The 19271-nt window shown below is 40.1% G+C and carries 17 protein-coding genes; 10 read left to right on the top strand and 7 right to left on the bottom strand.

What is annotated here, in order from left to right:
- Positions 1-2: 2 nt before the first annotated feature.
- From hybA to hybE, 5 genes are all read left to right on the top strand, one after another.
- Complete coding sequence (hybA, locus tag QQS40_RS03335) at positions 3-1043, top strand: hydrogenase 2 operon protein HybA (protein ID WP_049375209.1); 1041 nt, start codon at positions 3-5, stop codon at positions 1041-1043.
- Entirely contained in the window at positions 1036-2262 is a 1227-nt protein-coding gene (gene hybB, locus QQS40_RS03330; RefSeq protein WP_329506103.1) for a Ni/Fe-hydrogenase cytochrome b subunit, read from the top strand. Before hybA ends, hybB begins: the two co-directional genes overlap by 8 nt.
- The gene (gene hybC / locus QQS40_RS03325; protein WP_329506101.1) at positions 2262-3971 is read left to right on the top strand and encodes a hydrogenase 2 large subunit; all 1710 of its coding nucleotides are present in this window, start codon (positions 2262-2264) and stop codon (positions 3969-3971) included. The genes hybB and hybC overlap by 1 nt, the downstream gene beginning before the upstream one ends.
- Positions 3971-4450 (top strand): HyaD/HybD family hydrogenase maturation endopeptidase, encoded by a 480-nt coding sequence (locus QQS40_RS03320; RefSeq protein ID WP_049355643.1) that lies wholly within the window; start codon positions 3971-3973, stop codon positions 4448-4450. The genes hybC and QQS40_RS03320 overlap by 1 nt, the downstream gene beginning before the upstream one ends.
- A gap of 140 nt (positions 4451-4590) precedes the next feature.
- Positions 4591-5100 (top strand): hydrogenase-2 assembly chaperone, encoded by a 510-nt coding sequence (gene hybE, locus QQS40_RS03315; protein ID WP_049355642.1) that lies wholly within the window; start codon positions 4591-4593, stop codon positions 5098-5100.
- 110 nt (positions 5101-5210) lie between these two features.
- Here hybE and serA read toward each other — a convergent pair whose 3' ends face one another.
- The 4 genes from serA to lon form a co-directional block, all read right to left on the bottom strand.
- Positions 5211-6443: a phosphoglycerate dehydrogenase gene (gene serA, locus QQS40_RS03310; RefSeq protein WP_329506098.1), complete on the bottom strand. Its 1233-nt coding sequence runs from the start codon at positions 6441-6443 to the stop codon at positions 5211-5213.
- A 19-nt stretch (positions 6444-6462) separates the two neighbouring features.
- Positions 6463-7122: a ribose-5-phosphate isomerase RpiA gene (rpiA, locus tag QQS40_RS03305; RefSeq protein ID WP_329506096.1), complete on the bottom strand. Its 660-nt coding sequence runs from the start codon at positions 7120-7122 to the stop codon at positions 6463-6465.
- Between the two features lie 109 nt (positions 7123-7231).
- Positions 7232-8380 (bottom strand): radical SAM family heme chaperone HemW, encoded by a 1149-nt coding sequence (hemW, locus tag QQS40_RS03300; RefSeq protein WP_329506094.1) that lies wholly within the window; start codon positions 8378-8380, stop codon positions 7232-7234.
- A 49-nt stretch (positions 8381-8429) separates the two neighbouring features.
- Positions 8430-10847: an endopeptidase La gene (gene lon, locus QQS40_RS03295; protein ID WP_329506091.1), complete on the bottom strand. Its 2418-nt coding sequence runs from the start codon at positions 10845-10847 to the stop codon at positions 8430-8432.
- A 235-nt stretch (positions 10848-11082) separates the two neighbouring features.
- Between lon and QQS40_RS03290 the strand changes: the two genes are divergently transcribed.
- Both QQS40_RS03290 and QQS40_RS03285 read left to right on the top strand, forming a co-directional pair.
- Positions 11083-11961, top strand: coding sequence for a VirK/YbjX family protein (locus tag QQS40_RS03290; RefSeq protein ID WP_329506089.1), 879 nt, complete (start codon positions 11083-11085; stop codon positions 11959-11961).
- 170 nt (positions 11962-12131) lie between these two features.
- Entirely contained in the window at positions 12132-13655 is a 1524-nt protein-coding gene (locus QQS40_RS03285) for a YfcC family protein (RefSeq protein ID WP_329506087.1), read from the top strand.
- A gap of 54 nt (positions 13656-13709) precedes the next feature.
- On the opposite strand, the gene QQS40_RS03280 is transcribed toward QQS40_RS03285, so the two are convergent.
- The 3 genes from QQS40_RS03280 to ansB form a co-directional block, all read right to left on the bottom strand.
- Positions 13710-14345: a hypothetical protein gene (locus tag QQS40_RS03280; RefSeq protein WP_126470073.1), complete on the bottom strand. Its 636-nt coding sequence runs from the start codon at positions 14343-14345 to the stop codon at positions 13710-13712.
- A 116-nt stretch (positions 14346-14461) separates the two neighbouring features.
- Entirely contained in the window at positions 14462-15784 is a 1323-nt protein-coding gene (locus QQS40_RS03275) for an anaerobic C4-dicarboxylate transporter (protein WP_049355634.1), read from the bottom strand.
- Between the two features lie 155 nt (positions 15785-15939).
- Positions 15940-16989: an L-asparaginase 2 gene (gene ansB, locus QQS40_RS03270; RefSeq protein ID WP_126470071.1), complete on the bottom strand. Its 1050-nt coding sequence runs from the start codon at positions 16987-16989 to the stop codon at positions 15940-15942.
- Between the two features lie 247 nt (positions 16990-17236).
- On the opposite strand from ansB, the gene QQS40_RS03265 reads away from it, so the two are divergent.
- Genes QQS40_RS03265 through gpsA form a run of 3 tightly spaced genes read left to right on the top strand, consistent with a single transcriptional unit; the run spans position 17237 to position 19265 of the window.
- Entirely contained in the window at positions 17237-17683 is a 447-nt protein-coding gene (locus QQS40_RS03265) for a rhodanese-like domain-containing protein (RefSeq protein ID WP_329506083.1), read from the top strand.
- Between the two features lie 9 nt (positions 17684-17692).
- Complete coding sequence (gene secB / locus QQS40_RS03260; RefSeq protein WP_308601868.1) at positions 17693-18202, top strand: protein-export chaperone SecB; 510 nt, start codon at positions 17693-17695, stop codon at positions 18200-18202.
- A gap of 55 nt (positions 18203-18257) precedes the next feature.
- Positions 18258-19265, top strand: coding sequence for an NAD(P)H-dependent glycerol-3-phosphate dehydrogenase (gene gpsA / locus QQS40_RS03255; RefSeq protein ID WP_128787928.1), 1008 nt, complete (start codon positions 18258-18260; stop codon positions 19263-19265).
- Positions 19266-19271 lie beyond the last annotated feature (6 nt).

Genomic DNA, 19271 nt, shown 5'->3' with positions numbered 1-19271 from the left:
TAATGGATAGACGAAAATTTCTAAAAGCAGGTATGCTTGGCGGAATCGCTTCCTCCTTGCCTGTGTCGAGTGCGCAGGCAACGGAAACGGTTGAGCCCATTCTTGGCGCACTAGGAATGCTTTACGACTCTACCCTTTGCGTAGGTTGTCAAGCATGCGTGGCTGAATGTCAAAACGTAAACCACACACCCGTGAACCCAAAAGGTGATCAAACTTGGTCAAACAACGACAAACTCACCCCATTTACTCGTAACGTGATTCAAGTATGGAGTGATGGTGACGGCACAAATAAAGACAAAACAGAAAACGGCTATGCTTACGTGAAAAAACAATGTATGCATTGCGTTGACCCAAACTGTGTTGCGGTTTGCCCAGTTCAAGCCCTTACCAAAGATCCAAAAACCGGTATCGTAAAATATGATCCCGATATCTGTACTGGTTGCCGTTATTGCATGGTAGGTTGTCCGTTTGATGTACCAAAATACGACTATGACAATCCATTCGGTGAAATCAGCAAATGTGAACTCTGTAACCAAAAAGGTGTTGAACGTTTAGATAAAGGCGAATTACCTGGTTGCTGTCATGTTTGTCCAACTGGCGCCATTATTTTTGGTACACGTGAAGAATTATTGGCTGAAGCTAAACGTCGTTTAAGCTTATTACGTGGTACTGAATATGATTACCCACGTCAACACGTCAATAGTCCAGATAAATACCGTGCTACCGTACCGGCATATCAATATCATATCTACGGTGAAAAAGAAGGTGGTGGTACACAGGTGCTCGCCTTAAGTGGTGTACCTTTTGCTAATCTTGGTTTACCAGACTTAGATGAAGTCGCGACAGGTTCTCGTGCGGCGCATTTACAACACTTCTTGTATCGCGGTTTAGCCTTACCGCTAGTGGCACTTGCCGGTTTAACCTTTATGACTTACAAAAATATGCATGGCGATAAAATCGCTGAGCGTATTGCAGCACAAAAAGAAGCCATGCGTCAGGCACGCAAGGAAATCGAAGAAGCGGAGGATGAGCATCATGAGTAATCCACGTCCAGTAGGCGGTCGCCTTGTTTCTGCCGCAATTCTCTTTTTTGCACCACTTGCCGTGCTTTGCGTTTTATTAATTTTAAAACGTTTAGTGTTTGGTATTGGTTCCGTGACCGCACTTAATGGCGGTTATCCTTGGGGTTTATGGATTGCCTTTGACTTACTTGTCGGTACAGGATTTGCCTGTGGCGGTTGGGCGCTCGCTTGGACCGTGTACATTTTCAATAAAGGGAAATATCACGCCCTTGTTCGCCCAGCATTGCTTGCAAGTTTATTCGGCTATTCCCTTGGTGGTTTATCTATCACCATTGATATGGGGCGTTATTGGCATTTACCATATTTCTATATTCCAGGGCAGTTCAACACGAATTCCGTTCTATTTGAAACGGCATTTTGTATGACGGTGTACATCATCGTGGTAACCCTAGAATTTGCCCCTGTATGGCTTGGTTTCTTGGGATTGAAAAAATGGTTTAATAAACTGAATAAAATCATGTTTTTCATTATTGCCTTGGGTGCTTTGTTACCAATGATGCACCAATCTTCAATGGGTTCCTTGATGATTGTAGCGGGTCATAAAGTCCATCCAGTATGGCAAAGCTATGAAATGTTACCGATTCTCTCCTTGCTGACAGCTTTCATTATGGGCTTCTCTATTGTGATTTTTGAGGGTTCTTTAGTTAAAGCGGGTCTAGCAGGAAAAACACCAGATGAACGCCATTTATTTACTCAATTGGCACGCGTTACCGCAGGATTAATTTTCTGTTTCTTAGCGGTGCGTTTTGGTGAGTTGATTTATCACGACAAACTGCAAATGGTTGTAGGTTTCGATAAATTAACTCAATTTGAAGCATGGATGTTCTGGATGGAAGTCTGGTTGATGGTATTACCGTTACTTACCCTCTTCCTTGGGGAGAAAAAATCAGATTCCCGTTGGTTATTTATTTCGGCATTAAGCATGTTACTCGGTGCAGCATTATGGCGTATGAACTACTCGCTTATCATGTATAACCCGGGCAACGGCTATCAATATTTCCCATCTGCGGAAGAATTGCTTATTTCAATCGGCTTCGTTTCTATTGAAGTATGTGCCTATATTTTAATCATTCGTTTATTCCCTGTATTACCGGTATTTAAAGAAAAACATACCGAAGACTCAGAAAAAATTATTGCCGAAAAAGCGGCATTCAGCAAAAAAGTTAGCGGAGCAGAATAATGTCAGAAAAAAAACGTATCTCAATTGACCCAATTACCCGTATTGAGGGTCATTTACGTATTGATTGCGAAATTGAAAACGGCGTCGTCACCAATGCTTGGTCATCCGGTACCATGTGGCGCGGTATGGAAAATATCGTAAAAGGTGCCGACCCACGTGATGCATGGATGATTATGCAACGTATATGTGGCGTATGTACCACAGTACACGCGATTATCAGCGTACGTGCCGTAGAAGATGCTATTGGTGCTAAAGTTCCCGTAAATGCACAGTACATTCGTAACATGATTCTTGCTGCACACAGTATCCATGATCATATCGTGCACTTCTATCAACTCTCCGCGATGGACTGGGTGGATATCACCGCTGCGCTAGAAGCTGATCCTGAAAAAGCAGCAGACATGCTAAAAGGCGTTTCTACATGGTCATTAAACAGTGCTAACGAATTCCGCAACGTACAGAAAAAAATTCAAGCATTAGTGGACAGCGGACAACTTGGTATTTTTGCTAACGGTTATTTCGGTCATGCTGCAATGAAACTTCCACCAGAAGTAAACCTCATTGCCGTCGCACACTATTTGCAAGCGCTTGAATGTCAACGTGATGCTAATCGTGTAGTCGCATTACTCGGTAGTAAAACACCACACATTCAAAACTTGGCGATTGGTGGTGTCGCAAACCCAATTAACTTAGATTCCCAAGCCGTACTAAACCAAGAACGTCTCATGTTCGTGAAAGCTTGTATCGATCGCCTAACTGACTTCATTAACCAAGTGTATAAAGTAGATGCAGCAGTATTTGCGGCTTACTACCCTGAATGGTTAAGCTTAGGCAAAACCTCTGGCAACTACTTATCTGTACCAGAATACCCAATTGATGCAGATAACTCTAAATTCATGTTAAAAGGTGGTTATATCGAAAACGGCGATTTATCGACTTTCCGTCCAATTGATCAACAAAAAGATGAGTTCGTTGTAAAAGGCATTAAAGAAAGTGGTAAACACGCTTGGTACGAAGACGATGAGCCATTAGAACCTTGGGCGGGTTTAACTCGTCCGAAATACACAGGCTGGCAAGATGATGGTAAATACTCTTGGGTAAAAGCACCGACATTCTACGGTAAAGTTGTCGAAGTAGGTCCTCTCGCCTATTTAATGTGTGGTTTAGCAGCAAATGACACGCCAACCGTTAGCCATTTCAATGAATTAAAAGGCATTTATGAAAAATTGACCGGTAATACTTTAACCACCGATCAATTACATTCTACTCTTGGACGTATTATCGGTCGTACCGTGCATTGCTGTGCGGTCAACGATATTTTAAGCGCTCAATGGCAAATGCTCATTGATAATATCGCTAAAGGTGATATGACGGCTTATATCAAAACCGATATCCCGGCAAGCGGTGAATTCCGTGGTGTTGGCTTCGGTGAAGTACCACGCGGTATGCTTTCTCACTGGGTTGTGATCAAAGACGGTCGCATCGAAAACTATCAAGCGGTTGTACCATCCACATGGAATGCCGGTCCGCGTAATGAACAAGACCAAATGGGTCCCTATGAGCTTTCCATTATTGGTACACCGGTGGCAGATCCGACTAAACCATTGGAAGTAGTTCGAACCATTCACTCATTCGACCCTTGTATGTCATGCGCCGTACATGTAGTTAATACCGAAAACGGCGAAGTGACTGAAGTGAAGGTGTTGTAATGAAGCCGTTAATTCTTGGTGTCGGCAATATTTTGTTAAGTGATGAAGGTGTCGGTGTGCGCGTTGTGCAGAAGCTTGAAAAACGCCCTGAAATTCAACCGCACTTTGACATCATCGATGGTGGTACTTGTGGCATGGAATTACTGGATGCGATGGCAAATCGCGAGCATTTGATTATTGTTGATGCTGTGCTTGCTAACAAACAACCAGGTGAGATTATCGTGTTGCATGACGAGCAGGTGCCTACCTTTTTCTCTCGCAAAATTTCGCCACACCAACTCGGCATTTGTGATGTACTTTCTGCGATGAAATTGACGGATGAATTTCCAAAACACCTTTGCCTTATCGGCATCCAACCAGAATCACTAGAATCTGGAATTGGTTTGACGGAAACAATACAAAACGTGTTGCCAAAGGTTTTTGAAACGTTAAATCAAATCATTAAGGAATACGGTTTGAATCTAGATTCCCCTCTTTAGAAAAGAGAGGCCGGGGGAGATTTGACTTAATTAATCGAGACTAGGGTTAAATCTCCCCTAACCCCTCTTTACGAAAGAAAGGAATTTTCTTTAAGGTTTCTCCAGAATTCTTTAATCTTATTAATATTGAAAAATAAACCATGTATCGACACGAAAAAACACCACAAAATTCGACCGCACTTTTAAACTCTGTTTCTGGCTTTGAAGAAAACCCAACGGAGATTTTTCTTGCTGAAATGCAAAACATTGTACCTGAAATGCAAGATCTCCCTTTCTTTCATAAAGGCATCGAGTGTTTCTGCCCTAAATTTGTTTTATTCGAAGATCAATGGATTGGCACAGTACTAACCCCATGGATGATGAGCGTAGTGATTCTACCGGGTCCTCAACAACAATGGGAACCGCGTGAATTAGGTGATAAACTCACCGTACAACTACCATACAAAGCACTCACTTTCACCGTTAGTAGCCTTGAAAATGTACCGCAATATTTAAGTTGCTCCTTACATTCACCACTCGACCCGAATCTGACTAATGAACAAGCGGTTCAACTCACACAGGATTGTTTGCGTATGGTGTTATCCATACCAACCGCACAGCCGACATTTAATGCTGATCGCCGTAATCTATTTAAGGCGATGATCAAATAAATGTAAGCTGCAACTAGTTAATAAAAATGGGCAAAGTAAAATAACTTACTTTGCCCATTTTGCTTTGTATCCCGCACAAAGTGCGGTCAATTTTTGCTTAATTTTTCATATTAATACAACACACGTGCTTTAATTGTGCCTTCAATCTCACGGAGTTTGGCTAACAATGGTGATGCATCATCTGTTTCAACATCTACCACAACATAACCAATTTTCGGATCGGTTTGCAGATATTGTGCTGCAATATTGATATTGGCTTCGACGAAAATTTGGTTCAGTTTGTTTAATACACCTGGGCGGTTTTCGTGAATGTGAAGTAAACGTTTTGCACTGGCGTGCTCTGGTAAAGAAACCTCTGGGAAATTTACAGAAGAAAGGGTTGAACCATTATCAGAATATTTCACAAATTTACCCGCGACTTCAAAACCAATGTTTTCTTGTGCTTCCGCGGTTGAACCACCGATATGCGGGGTTAAAATCACATTATCGAATTTACGTAATGGAGAAATAAACTCTTCATTGATTGAAGCAGGTTCAACAGGGAATACGTCAACTGCTGCCCCACGAACTTTACCTCGCTCAATTGCTGCTGCTAAAGCATCAATATCTACTACCGTACCACGTGCTGCATTGATTAAAATCGAATCTTGTTTTAATTGTGCAATACGTTCAGCACTCATTAAATTACGGGTTGAAGGTAAATCAGGTACATGAAGCGAAATCACATCACAAGAACCCAATAACTCTTCAAGTGTGTGCAATTGTTTAGCATTACCCAATGGTAATTTATTTTCGATATCGTAGAAATACACCTCCATCCCTAAAGATTCCGCAATAATACTTAATTGCGAACCGATATGGCCATAGCCCACAATACCGAGTTTTTTACCACGTACTTCATGAGAACCCACGGCAGATTTATTCCATAAACCACGATGTACATCTGCATTCGCTTGAGGAATATTGCGCATTAAGAGTAAAATCTCACCCAACACTAATTCAGCCACAGAACGTGTATTGGAGAACGGGGCATTAAATACTGGAATCCCGCGCATTTTTGCCGCATCAAGATCCACTTGGTTGATACCGATACAGAAACAGCCAATGGCAATAAGTTTCGGCGCAGCTTCAATCATTTCCTTAGTCAAATTAGTACGAGAACGTAAGCCGATAAAATGCGCATCTTTAATGGCTTCTTTTAGCTCATCACCATCTAAGGCTTTTTTGTAAAAGTCGATATTGGTGTAGCCTGCGGCATGCAAGGTATCTAATGCACTTTGGTGCACGCCCTCTAATAGCACAAATTTAATTTTTGATTTGTCGAGTGACACTTTGTTTGTCATGTTTGCTTCCTTATTTTTATTAATCGATGACTTTTGCGCCTTCTGGTGTACCAACAATCACAATATCCGCACTGCGTAAGGCAAAAATACCATTTGTTACCACACCGGCTACGTTATTCAATTCTTTTTCCATTTCCACTGGATTTAAAATGGCGAAGTTATGTACATCTAAAATCACGTTACCGTTATCAGTCACCACGCCTTCACGATATTCTGGGGCGCCACCAAGAGAAACTAATTTACGGCCAACTTGTGAACGTGCCATTGGAATCACTTCTACTGGCAATGGGAATGTGCTACCTAACACATCCACTTGTTTACTAGAATCTACAATACAAATAAATTTTTTCGCTAAAGCAGCCACAATTTTTTCTCGAGTCAATGCCGCACCGCCACCTTTGATCATCATTTTTTGTGGGTTGATTTCATCTGCACCATCCACATAAATATCTAAACTTGACACATCGTTAGCACTAAATACTTCAATACCCTGTTTACGTAATAACTCTTCCGAAGCTTTAGATGCCGCTACCGCACCTTGAATTTGATCTTTTAATTCGCCTAAAGCCTCAATAAAACAATTCACTGTTGAGCCACTTCCTACACCAACAATAGTATCGGGTTTAACGTATTTTAACGCTGCGCGTGCCGCTAATTTTTTCATTTCTAATTGATCCATTTCTCTGCCTCTTTTAAATTTTAAACAATGACGTAAACGTTTGCTTTACTTTAATACGACCCTATTAAATAAACAAGTGTAAAAATTTATTCGTGATGATGAAAAAATTTTATTCATCTAAGAAAAGCGCTAATAACTCGTTTAAAAACAATTTCCCATGTTCGGTGATCTGCCAAAAATCAGGTGTTTCCACAATATAATTCTGCTGGATCGCAAAATCAATTTGATTTTTGACCGCACTTTGCGAAAGCCCCGTGTAATGTTCAAACGCTTGTTTTGGCACGGCTTCCAATAAACGAAAACGATTCATGAAAAATTCAAAAGCGCGGTCATTTTTTTCCACGTTTTTTTCTTCATAAAGGTATTCACCACGCAAATAGCCTTTTGGATGCTTCGTTTTAGAAAAACGTAAAATTTTTCCATCTGGGAAAGTGAGTTTCCCATGTGCACCACAGCCTATCGCCAGATAATCCCCGAATCGCCAATAATTCAGATTGTGCTGACATTGAAAGCCCGGCTTCGCATAAGCAGATATTTCATATTGTTGATAACCCGCTTCGGTTAAAAGCTGGTGGCCTTGCTCAAAAATATCCCAAAGCTCATCATCATCCGGCAACGTAGGCGGACGATAAGCAAACATGGTATTGGGTTCAATGGTGAGTTGATACCAAGAAAGGTGTGGTGGAGCAAGCTCAATGGCTTGTCGCAAATCATCTAAGGCTTCCTCAAGCGTTTGATTTGGCAAACCATGCATTAAATCCAAATTGAAACTTTTCAAGCCCGAAACTTTCGCCAAACTGACCGCACTTTTGGCTTCCGCCGCATTATGAATACGCCCTAAACGTTGTAATTTATCGTCATTAAAACTTTGGATACCCATGGAAATACGTGTGACACCCGCATCCACATAGCCTTTAAAACGCTCCGCTTCGACAGTGCCTGGATTGGCTTCCATTGTAATTTCTATATTCTCTGAAAAAGGAATGCGATGTTTAATTTCTGCCAATAACAACTTGATACTTTCCGCTGAAAATAAACTTGGCGTGCCTCCACCAATAAAAATGGAATGAAGTGAACGATGTTGAATACTCGCCTGATATTTCTCTAAGTCTGCCTCAAGATCGGCTATCAGATGTTGCACATATTCTTGTTCAGGAATTGTGCCTTTCTGTGCATGCGAATTGAAATCACAATAAGGGCACTTCTGCACACACCAAGGAATATGTACATAAAGGGAAAGAGGGGGAAATTTTTGCATAATTAAAAGTCAAAAGGGCTTGTTTTCACAAGCCCTAAAAAATAAGTCATTAATTGACCGCTCTTGCTGTTTTAGTCGCAGCTTTACGGCGTGGTGCTTTCGCTTTCGTTTCCACTTTCACAAATTCAATGCCTTCCGGTGGATTTTCTAACGCTAAGCCTAACACTTCATCAATGGTTTCTACCGCATGAATCGCAAGATTTTCTTTCACGTTATCTGGAATTTCTTCTAAATCTTTCACGTTATCTTTTGGAATCAATACGGTTTTAATACCACCACGATGTGCCGCCAATAATTTTTCTTTCAATCCGCCAATTGGTAATACTTTACCGCGTAGGCTGATTTCACCTGTCATCGCGACATCGGCACGCACAGGGTTACCCGTTAAGCAAGAAACCAGTGCCGTACACATTGCGATACCTGCACTCGGACCATCTTTCGGTGTTGCGCCATCTGGCACGTGAATATGAATATCACGTTTTTCATGGAATTCAGAATTGATACCCAATTTTTCCGCACGTGCACGGACTACAGTCATCGCTGCTTGGATAGATTCTTTCATCACATCGCCTAATGAACCAGTAAAGGTTAATTTGCCTTTACCCACTACTGACGCAGTTTCAATCGTCAGTAAGTCACCACCCACTTCTGTCCATGCAAGACCTGTTACTTCGCCCACACGGTTTTGGGTATCCGCTTTACCAAATTCAAAACGTTTCACACCAAGATAGTCATGCAAGTTGTCTGAATTAACAGTAATGGATTTCACTTTTGGATTGACCAATAAATTCTTCACTGCTTTACGACAGATTTTAGAAATCTCACGCTCTAATCCACGCACACCGGCTTCACGGGTGTAATAGCGGATAATATCTAAAATGGCGTTTTCTTCGATGGTTAATTCACCTTTTTTCAATCCATTACGTTCAATTTGTTTTTGTAACAAATGTTGCATCGCAATATTCAGTTTTTCATCTTCGGTATAACCAGAAAGACGAATGACTTCCATACGATCTAACAATGGTCCTGGAATATTCATGGAGTTTGAGGTTGCCACAAACATCACATCAGACAAATCGTAGTCTACTTCAAGATAGTGATCATTGAAGGTGGTATTTTGCTCTGGATCAAGCACTTCTAACAAGGCTGATGCGGGGTCTCCACGCATATCCGAAGACATTTTATCGATTTCATCAAGCAAGAAGAGTGGGTTTTTTACACCAACTTTTGCCATTTTTTGAATCAATTTACCCGGCAATGCACCAATATAGGTTTTACGGTGACCACGAATTTCTGCTTCATCACGTACCCCGCCTAATGCCATACGCACATATTTACGACCTGTTGCATTAGCAATAGATTGACCCAGTGAGGTTTTACCTACCCCTGGTGGTCCGACTAAGCAAAGGATTGGACCTTTGATTTTGTTCAAGCGAGCTTGTACCGCAAGGTACTCTAAAATGCGTTCTTTCACTCGTTCTAAACCGTAGTGATCCGCATCTAAAACCTGTTGAGCTTTTGCGATATCTTTCTTCACTTTGGTGCGTTTATGCCATGGCACTTGAAGCATCCACTCAACATAGCTTCGCACCACTGTTGCTTCAGCCGACATCGCTGACATCATTTTGAGTTTTTGCAACTCGCTTTCTACTTTATCACGCACATCTGCCGGCATACCTGCCGCTTCAACCTTTTGACGAAGTTGCTCAACTTCATCGATGGTATCTTCGCTTTCGCCTTCGTCCATTTCTTTGCGAATCGCTTTAATTTGTTCGCTAAGATAATAGTTACGCTGGCTTTTCTCCATTTGTTTTTTCACACGGCCACGGATACGTTTTTCAACTTGAAGAATATCCGCTTCGGATTCCATCATGCCGAGCAAGTATTCCAAACGCTCTTGCACATCTGCCAGTTCTAACACGCTTTGTTTATGGCGAACGGTCACTGGAATATGCGCAGCCATGGTATCGGCTAAACGATCGGCATCATTAATGCGTTGAAGCGCACCTAAAACATCTGCAGGGATTTTTTTATTAAGTTGCAGATAGCTTTCAAATTCATTTAAAACGGCTGCCTTCACCACATCTAATTCTTTTTCATCGCCAAACGTGGTTTCAATCGGTGTCACTTCCGCAGAAAAATGATCTTCACCATCATTTAATTGATTGATTTTGGCGCGTTGTTGCCCTTCTACCAACACTTTCACTGTGCCGTCTGGCAATTTTAATAATTGAATAATATTGGCAATCGTCCCGACATCGAATACATCATCAACGGTAGGTTCTTCTAAATCCGCTTGCTTTTGTGACACCAATAATAATTGTTTGCCCTCATTCATGGCTTCATCAAGGGCACTAATGGATTTTGCACGCCCAACAAAAAGTGGCATCACCATATAAGGGAAAACGACAACATCCCGTAATGGCAATACAGGAAGTGTACGTTGTTGAGTTCTTTTGGTGTTCATAGTTATCTCTCTTACATCAATTCTATAATTTCATTGAATATGGGGATGAGTTGCATAAATTCAAGGTAGGATTTGGCATATTAAGGAGAAATCGAAAAATAGGCAAGTAAAGAACCACCTTTATTGATGGTTAATTGGAAAAACCATGGAATACAGGTACAATAAGTGCGGTCAAAAATCAGCATGATTTTACCCAATAAAAAACGTTTGAAAAAATAACCGCACTTTATCCATTATGACAGCAAAACAAACTATTACTTTCGCGACCTTTCAAGAATTACTGCCCGATTCTTGTAATCATCCATTAAAAAAACAATTAAGGGATAAAGCCCGTTATTACGGACGCAAATTTTTATTTAAAAAACAATGTGATGCACTGGTTGATTTCTTAAATACTAACCAAACCTGGATTCCACTTTTTCAACAAAATCCGTATCGTTTTAATGCATTGCTCGCGACCTATTGTAACAAACGTTTTTCTGCAACCGAGCGACTCAGTGCCATTACCAATAATCTGCTAATGCTTGAAGAAAAAATGGGCGTAGAATTTTGCCAAAAACTACTCCAAGAAAAATCCCTTTTATTAGCACAATTAACAGATCAACTTGGTATTTATTTCAATATCAATCAGATTGACCCTTTCGAAGGTTATTTTTCCATTAACTTAAAAGACAATGATGGGCGTAGCATTTATGATGCTTCTTTCACCTTCTTAAAGCCAAATAAGTTACTTATCGCCTCAATTCAAGGCCCTTCTTATGAAGAAGCGCAAGAAGCGGTGAAACAAGCCACAAAAGAATTACACGGTGTTCGCCCGATGTTTATGTTGATGAATGTTTTCCGCTTGTTAGCCGAAAAATGGCGATGTGAATTAATCGGCATCCCTCACACTTCACAAGGTAAATATCGCCTATCTGCTCGCAGTAAAATTCTATTCAATTACGATGAATTCTGGCAAGAAAACCAAGGGCAATTAAAGGGTCAATATTGGCAATTACCGCTTGAAAGTACCCGAAAACCACTGGAAGAAATTGCCAGCAAAAAACGCTCTATGTACCGAAAACGTTATGAAATGTTAGATGATTTGAGTGAAAAAATTACTCAATTTTCCTAAATAAAATAGACTTAAGCCAGGTTAATCACAATCAAACCCGGCTTAGGTAAACGATTGCCAACCCCGCTATCATTGCATCCTTTTAAAAATCATCCTTTGCTTTTTTGTTCTTTGTGTGTAGAATACGCGCTCGGCTTATTAACTGATCCGAACACAAGGAGTTCTCCATAATGGAAGCATCAAAGAAAAAGATGAAATTCCCTTCCGCATTTAGCATTCTCTTTATTATTCTTCTTATTGCTATTGGTCTTACTTGGCTTATTCCCTCAGGGTCCTACTCTAAACTTTCCTATGACAGCACTGAAAATCATTTTATTGTCAAAACCCACGGAACTCCCGATCAAAGCTATCCAGCAACAGAACAAACGCTTAATCAACTCAATATCAAAATTCAACTTTCTCATTTCACCAACGGCATTATCAAAAAGCCGATTGCTATCCCCGATACCTATCAACGCATTGAACAACACGAAAAAGGCATTACAGATATGATTCACGCCATGGTGGATGGCACCATTGAAGTCGCGGATATTATGATTTTTATCTTCATACTCGGTGGAATGATTGGTGTGATAAACAAAACAGGAGCATTCAATGCCGGATTAATGTCTCTCACCAAAAAAACGAAAGGAAATGAATTCTCCGTTGTCTTTGCTGTCTGTGTGTTAATGCTGTTAGGCGGTACGGCTTGTGGCATTGAGGAAGAAGCAGTAGCCTTCTACCCAATTCTTGTTCCTGTCTTTTTAGCCTTAGGCTATGATTCCATTGTCTGTGTTGGTGCCATATTCCTCGCCGCCTCAATGGGAACGGCATTCTCTACAATCAATCCCTTCTCCGTTGTCATTGCCTCAAATGCTGCGGGTATTCCATTCACGGAAGGAATGGGATTTCGTACATTGGGACTTATTCTTGGTGGTGCGTGTGTGATTGCTTACATGTATTGGTATTGTAAAAAACTGCGTGCCAATCCTGAATTTTCTTATACGTATGACGATCGCCAAGCCTTCTATGATCTCTATATGAAAGATATCGATCCCAATGCAACCGTTGAATTTACCTTTAGAAGAAAACTGATTCTGATTCTATTTAGTGGCGCCTTTCCTCTCATGGTATGGGGTGTTATGTTTGGGGGCTGGTGGTTTCCTCAAATGGCGGCTTCCTTCCTAGCCATAACCATTATTATTATGTTCATCAGCGGATTGCCTGAAAAAGATGTCGTAAATGGGTTTACTCATGGCGCCTCTGAATTAGTCGGCGTCGCATTGATTATCGGACTCGCTCGAGCAGTCAATATCATTCTGGAACAAGGAATGATTTCAGACACGATTCTCGATTATATGACACATCTTGTCGGTGGAATGAATGGTGGCGTCTTTATTATTGGTCAGCTCTTGGTCTTCATTTTCTTAGGGTTAGTTGTACCTTCATCTTCAGGTCTTGCCGTACTCGCCATGCCAATTATGGCTCCGCTGGCTGATACCGTTGGCATCCCGAGAGACATTGTTGTATCGGCTTACAACTGGGGACAATATATTATGTTGTTCCTCGCACCGACAGGATTAGTCCTTGTCACGCTACAAATGCTTGGTATTCCATTCAACAAATGGTTGAAATTTGTCATGCCGATCGTAGGCTGTCAGTTTGTTATCTCATCGATACTTCTTCTCGTTCAAGTATTTATGTATGCACAATAAGCTATAAAATAAAAAGCCACGCAATCTTTCGTGGCTTCTTTTTCTCATCTGATGTTATTTAACAAACTCATCAAACTCTAACTCATAATCATCACCATCTCTGGTGTATTTGATATAACGTGGAAATTGTTCACCTGAGAATTTCTTCACCATAATATCCTTATTACCTGTTTTAAATGAATAAGTGATTTCCGTGACAGTTTGCTTATTATATTGGATCTGTTTTTCTACTTTCTTCACATTCACATTTTCCATTGGGTAAAGTTTTTTACCATTTGTAATTTGGAAGCTGGTTGGCAATTTATCGTAATAACTCAACTGAAATGCCATGGTGAATAAATCAAAAGTTGGTAATTTTAACGGCTCGGTTTCTAATCCATTTTTCACTTTACCGTATTCAATTATTGTTGGCGAAATTTTAGAAATAGCATAAGACTTACCATTACGTACATCTTGATAATTCACCATTTTAAATTGGCTCGAAGTTTGTGAACCACGAGAAGTAAACACAATGTTGTACAACGGAATATTAATTTTCGCATTGACTGAATATTGTGAACCATCAGCCTTAAAATGCACATAAGCGGGCATTAAATAATTTGAGCTGTATTTAATATTGTAATCCGCCGCAGACCATGCTGTTGGCACATAAGCAATTAATGCAGCAAAAAGGATTTTAAATAATTTCATTGGTTTTCCTTATAAAAATAGAATACTTATTAGAACAAAATCTGATTAATAAGTTTCATAAAAAAATAAAAAACGGTGCATAAAACAATATGCACCGTTTTAGCTAGCTATAAATTTTATAATAAAACATTTGCAAGTAATAAACCAATAACTAGACTAAAGACCATACTTAATAGCCCTGGTAACATAAAACTATGATTGAAAATATATTTACCAATTTTAGTTGTACCCGTTGTATCAAAATCAATTGACGCAATAATAGGACCATAATTAGGCACAAAGAAGTAACCATTTACTGCAACAAATACCCCAATTAAGACAGGCGCAGGAATACCTAATGCAATACCAAGTGGGAATAATGTTGCTACTGTTGCGCCTTGGCTATTAACTAAAACAGATAACACGAATAGCGCTAAAGCAAATGTCCATGGTGCAGTTTCCACTAAGCCTTTCACCATTTCTTTTACTTCTACCATATGTGCCTGCATCAACGTATCACCTAACCAAGCAATACCAAAAATGGCTATAACGGCACGCATGCCCGCATGGAATACGGAACCTTTAGTTATTTCTGTGCCATCCGGTTTACAAGTAAAGATAATTAATGCCCCAATAGATAGCATAATGATTTCAATCGTATGAGCCATCCCCATCGGTTTACCATCAAATACTGGACGTAAAGAAGGCACTGCACCCATTAACACAACGAGTAAAGCACCACATAAGAATAAGGAAAGAGAGATTTTAGCTGTTTTACTCACTTCAAATTCGTTTGTATCGGTTGTTGAATTGAATGCATCAGCATATTTCGGATCTTTTAAGCGACGTTGATATTCTGGATCATCTTTAAGTTCTTTCCCTATTTTGTTAACAAAGATACAAGCTAAGAAAAGACCTAAAATAGTCGCTGGAATAGTAATCATCAACACATCACCAAGATGAATACCTTGAGGTTCAAGATAAGCAACGACTGCCACCACTGCTGCAGCAATAGGACTTGCAACAATTGCAAACTGAGAAGCAATCACAGCCATTGAAAGTGGACGTTCAGGACGGATGCCATTTTGACGGCTGACTTCCGCAATAACCGGTAAAACAGAATAAGCAACATGACCAGTACCCGCCAAAAATGTAAATAACCACGTCACGGCTGGCGCAATAAAAGTAATATGTTTAGGATTACGACGTAAAATTTTAGTCGCAATTTTAATCATATAATTTAAACCACCCGCAGCTTGCATTGCAGCTGCCGCTGAAACTACAGCCATAATCATAAACATCACATCAATTGGTAAGCCTGCGGGTTTTAAACCAAAACCGAACGAGAGAATGGCCAGTCCTAAACCACCAAATACTCCTAAACCAATACCTCCGACGCGAGCGCCCACTAAAATACACAATAGCACAATGGCAAATTGCAATAAAAACATTGCAGACATACTGACCCCCTAAGTCAATAAAAAATCGTTGTCATATAATAAAACGTACGTAAATATAACAATAAATAGGTACGCATTCCATAATTTAGATCAAAAAATTTCAATATCTTGCATAGAAATGTGCAATTATTTTCCACACATTTTATGTTGCTAAATTAGAAATCTTCAAAATATTGCTGAATCACTTTTGGATCTTTAGTCTTCGTTAAAGCAAGTTGCAACAACACCCTCGCTTTTTGCGGATTTAACGTACCAGCAGCAACAAAACCATATTTAGAATCATCTACTTCAGCATCACGTGTTGTATAACCGGTGGGCACACGGGAAGAACGTACCACTGCAACACCATCTTTCGCCGCTTTTTCTAAACGTTTTAAGTGTGCGGCATTCACGTTACCATTACCTACACCCGCTGAAACAATACCTTGATAGCCTGCATCCAATAATGAATTTAACGGTTCAATTGGTGCATTAGAATAAGCATAAACAATGCCAACTTGCGGTAAACTGTCTAATTTATCTATGTTAAACGGTGTGTTTACGGTATGTTTACTTTCAGGCGAACGCTCGTAATCCACTTTGCTATTGTGAATATAGCCTAGCGTGCCATAGTTTGGTGAATGAAACGTCTGTACAGCAGTGGTGCTCATTTTAGTTACATCTCGCGCCCCTAATACTTCATCATTCATCGCTACTAATACGCCGCGGCCAGCTGATTTTTTATCAGATGCCACCACGACAGCATTATAAAGATTTAATGGACCATCCGCACTTTTTTCTGTTGCTGGACGCATCGCACCGACCAACACGATCGGTTTTTCACATTTCGCAGTCAGATCAAGAAAATAAGCGGTTTCTTCCATCGTATCTGTACCATGAGTAATCACAAAACCATCGGTGTCTTTACATTGTGTATTAATCGCTTTAGCTAATTTCAACCACACCTCATCACTCATATCCTGTGAACCAATTTTTACAATTTGCTCACCTTTTACATTGGCTAGCTGCTTAATTTCAGGCACTGCATCAATTAATGCCTCAATATTGAGTTGTCCTGCTTTATAAGTAGAAGAAACTGCAGTTTCACCACTTCCGGCAATGGTGCCGCCTGTCGCTAAAATTGTAATATTGGGTAATTCTGCTGCTTGTGCTACAGAAAAACCTAATCCAACCATCATAAGTGCGGTTAATTTTTTGAATTTCATTTTATTCCCCTTGAACTAACTCATTAAAGTATCGGCATTCTCTACCTAATTAGGTAGAGAATAAATACCAAGATAACCTATTTATGATCCCGATCACATTTTTAGCCATATGATTGTATAAGCTTTCGCCAACCTTGCGTTTCTTGATAATTTTTTTGAAAGATAACTAAAGTGCGGTTATACTTAAAACCTTATTTCATCTGAAGATAAACTCTTATTCATTATCAAAAATTAAGTTGAGAACAACATGCAAGAATTTATGCCTCAAGCAATTGAATTTGCTCAAAAACACACTTTTTTAACGATCGCATGGTTTGCTGTCTTTTTTATGACACTTTTCACCTTTTTTAAAAGTGCGACACAAAAATATCGCGTCATCACTAATCCAGAAGCCGTTCGCTTAATGAACGACGAAGAGGCGGTTGTGATTGACTTACGTCCTATCGATGAATTCCGACGTGGTCATATTATTAACAGTGTAAACTTGCTTCCGACAGAAATTAAAAATCAAAATGTAGGAAAAATTGAACATTACAAAGGAAATCCCGTTATCATTGTGGATATCAACGGTGTTTCTTCTTCCACATCTGCAGCGCTTTTAACCAAACAAGGCTTTGAAAAAGTCTATGTATTAAAAGACGGTTTAACGGCTTGGTCTGGTGCAAATTTACCATTAGTAAAAAAACATAAGTAAGGATCCTCTATGTCTGAACAAAATCAACAACCTGAAGTAGCCTCTGAAGAGCAACAAGAAGCCGTACTTCAAATTCAACGTATTTATGTAAAAGATGTTTCTTTTGAAGCACCAAATCTTCCTCATATTTTCCACCAAGAATGGAAACCAAAACTTGGCTTTGATTTAAGCACTGAAGCCGTTCAAGTGGGCGAAGATTTATACGAAGTAACGTTAAACATCAACGTAGAAACGACCATGGAAGATTCTGGTGATGTAGCGTTTATTTGTGAAGTGAAACAATCTGGTGTATTTACAATCAGCGGTTTAGAAGATGTTCAAATGGCGCACTGCTTAACATCTCAATGCCCAAATATGCTTTTCCCTTATGCGCGCGAACTAATTTCTAACTTAGTCAACCGCGGAACATTCCCAGCATTAAACCTTTCTCCGGTAAACTTCGATGCGTTGTTCATTGATTACATGAATAAGCAGCAAGCAGCAGCCGAAGTAGAAGAACATCCAGAAACCCAACATTAATTTTGATAAGGGCAGGCGATATGGTCTGCCCTTTTATTTTTTTAAGGTGATTGAAATGAATACATCCCAATCTCCAATTACTATTCTTGGTTGCGGTTCTTATGGAACAGCACTCGCTATCTCATTTTCTCGTAATGGTTCGCCAACCTATCTTTGGGGGCACAATCCCGATCATATTCATCAAATGCAACTGGAACGTCAAAATCGTCGCTTTCTGCCTGATATTGAATTTCCTGAAAGTTTGTATTTAGAATTAGATTTGAAAACTGCCCTTGAGCAATCGAAAGACATTTTAATTGTGGTACCAAGTCACGCTTTCGGCGAAATTCTCTTAAAAATTCGACCGCACTTAAAACCTGATCATCGTTTAATTTGGGCAACCAAAGGATTAGAACGCAACACCGGCCGATTACTGCAAGAAGTCGTGGAAGAAACCTTAGGTAAAGCAATTCCGACAGCGGTGCTTTCAGGTCCTACTTTTGCAAAAGAATTGGCTCAAGGTTTGCCAACGGCGATTACCCTTGCCTCTCGTCATGAAAAGTTTGCCTTAGAATTACAAGCGCGAATTCACTGCAGTCAGCATTTTCGGGTATATGTAAATCAAGATATAATCGGCGTTCAATTAGGTGGTGCCATTAAAAACGTGATTGCGATAGGGGCGGGTATTTCGGATGGTATGGGATTTGGTGCCAATGCGAGAACCGCATTGATTACCCGTGGTATTGCGGAAATTACTCGCTTGGGCGTAGCAATGGGCGCCAATGCACAAACCTTTATGGGTATGTCTGGTTTAGGAGATTTAGTGCTCACTTGTACCGATAACCAATCCCGTAACCGTCGATTTGGTTTAATGCTTGGTAAAGGTACCGATAGCCAACAAGCTATGGATGAAATTGGTCAAGTGGTAGAAGGTTTTTATAACACCAAAGAAACTTATTTATTAGCACAACGACAAGGCGTAGAAATGCCAATTACAGAGCAAATTTACCAAATGCTCTTTTGTGGTAAAAGTGCACAAGACGTCGCATTAAGCTTATTGGGTCGTGCACGAAAAGGCGAATAAGGAGAA

Source organism: Haemophilus parainfluenzae (assembly GCF_036288925.1).
Taxonomy (GTDB): domain Bacteria; phylum Pseudomonadota; class Gammaproteobacteria; order Enterobacterales; family Pasteurellaceae; genus Haemophilus_D.
The sequence above is the reverse complement of the archived record's forward strand: the minus strand, read 5'-3'. Positions and strand labels throughout refer to the sequence as shown.

Excerpts from the sequence above, each read along its gene's own strand:
- QQS40_RS03285 (WP_329506087.1), top strand. The coding sequence starts at position 12,132 with ATGGAAGCATCAAAGAAAAAGATGAAATTCCCTTCCGCATTTAGCATT.
- hybB (WP_329506103.1), top strand. The coding sequence starts at position 1,036 with ATGAGTAATCCACGTCCAGTAGGCGGTCGCCTTGTTTCTGCCGCAATT.
- hybE (WP_049355642.1), top strand. The coding sequence starts at position 4,591 with ATGTATCGACACGAAAAAACACCACAAAATTCGACCGCACTTTTAAAC.
- serA (WP_329506098.1), bottom strand. The coding sequence starts at position 6,443 with ATGACAAACAAAGTGTCACTCGACAAATCAAAAATTAAATTTGTGCTA.
- gpsA (WP_128787928.1), top strand. The coding sequence starts at position 18,258 with ATGAATACATCCCAATCTCCAATTACTATTCTTGGTTGCGGTTCTTAT.
- QQS40_RS03290 (WP_329506089.1), top strand. The coding sequence starts at position 11,083 with ATGACAGCAAAACAAACTATTACTTTCGCGACCTTTCAAGAATTACTG.
- hemW (WP_329506094.1), bottom strand. The coding sequence starts at position 8,380 with ATGCAAAAATTTCCCCCTCTTTCCCTTTATGTACATATTCCTTGGTGT.
- QQS40_RS03265 (WP_329506083.1), top strand. The coding sequence starts at position 17,237 with ATGCAAGAATTTATGCCTCAAGCAATTGAATTTGCTCAAAAACACACT.
- QQS40_RS03280 (WP_126470073.1), bottom strand. The coding sequence starts at position 14,345 with ATGAAATTATTTAAAATCCTTTTTGCTGCATTAATTGCTTATGTGCCA.
- lon (WP_329506091.1), bottom strand. The coding sequence starts at position 10,847 with ATGAACACCAAAAGAACTCAACAACGTACACTTCCTGTATTGCCATTA.
- rpiA (WP_329506096.1), bottom strand. The coding sequence starts at position 7,122 with ATGGATCAATTAGAAATGAAAAAATTAGCGGCACGCGCAGCGTTAAAA.
- ansB (WP_126470071.1), bottom strand. The coding sequence starts at position 16,989 with ATGAAATTCAAAAAATTAACCGCACTTATGATGGTTGGATTAGGTTTT.
- hybC (WP_329506101.1), top strand. The coding sequence starts at position 2,262 with ATGTCAGAAAAAAAACGTATCTCAATTGACCCAATTACCCGTATTGAG.
- secB (WP_308601868.1), top strand. The coding sequence starts at position 17,693 with ATGTCTGAACAAAATCAACAACCTGAAGTAGCCTCTGAAGAGCAACAA.
- QQS40_RS03275 (WP_049355634.1), bottom strand. The coding sequence starts at position 15,784 with ATGTCTGCAATGTTTTTATTGCAATTTGCCATTGTGCTATTGTGTATT.
- hybA (WP_049375209.1), top strand. The coding sequence starts at position 3 with ATGGATAGACGAAAATTTCTAAAAGCAGGTATGCTTGGCGGAATCGCT.
- QQS40_RS03320 (WP_049355643.1), top strand. The coding sequence starts at position 3,971 with ATGAAGCCGTTAATTCTTGGTGTCGGCAATATTTTGTTAAGTGATGAA.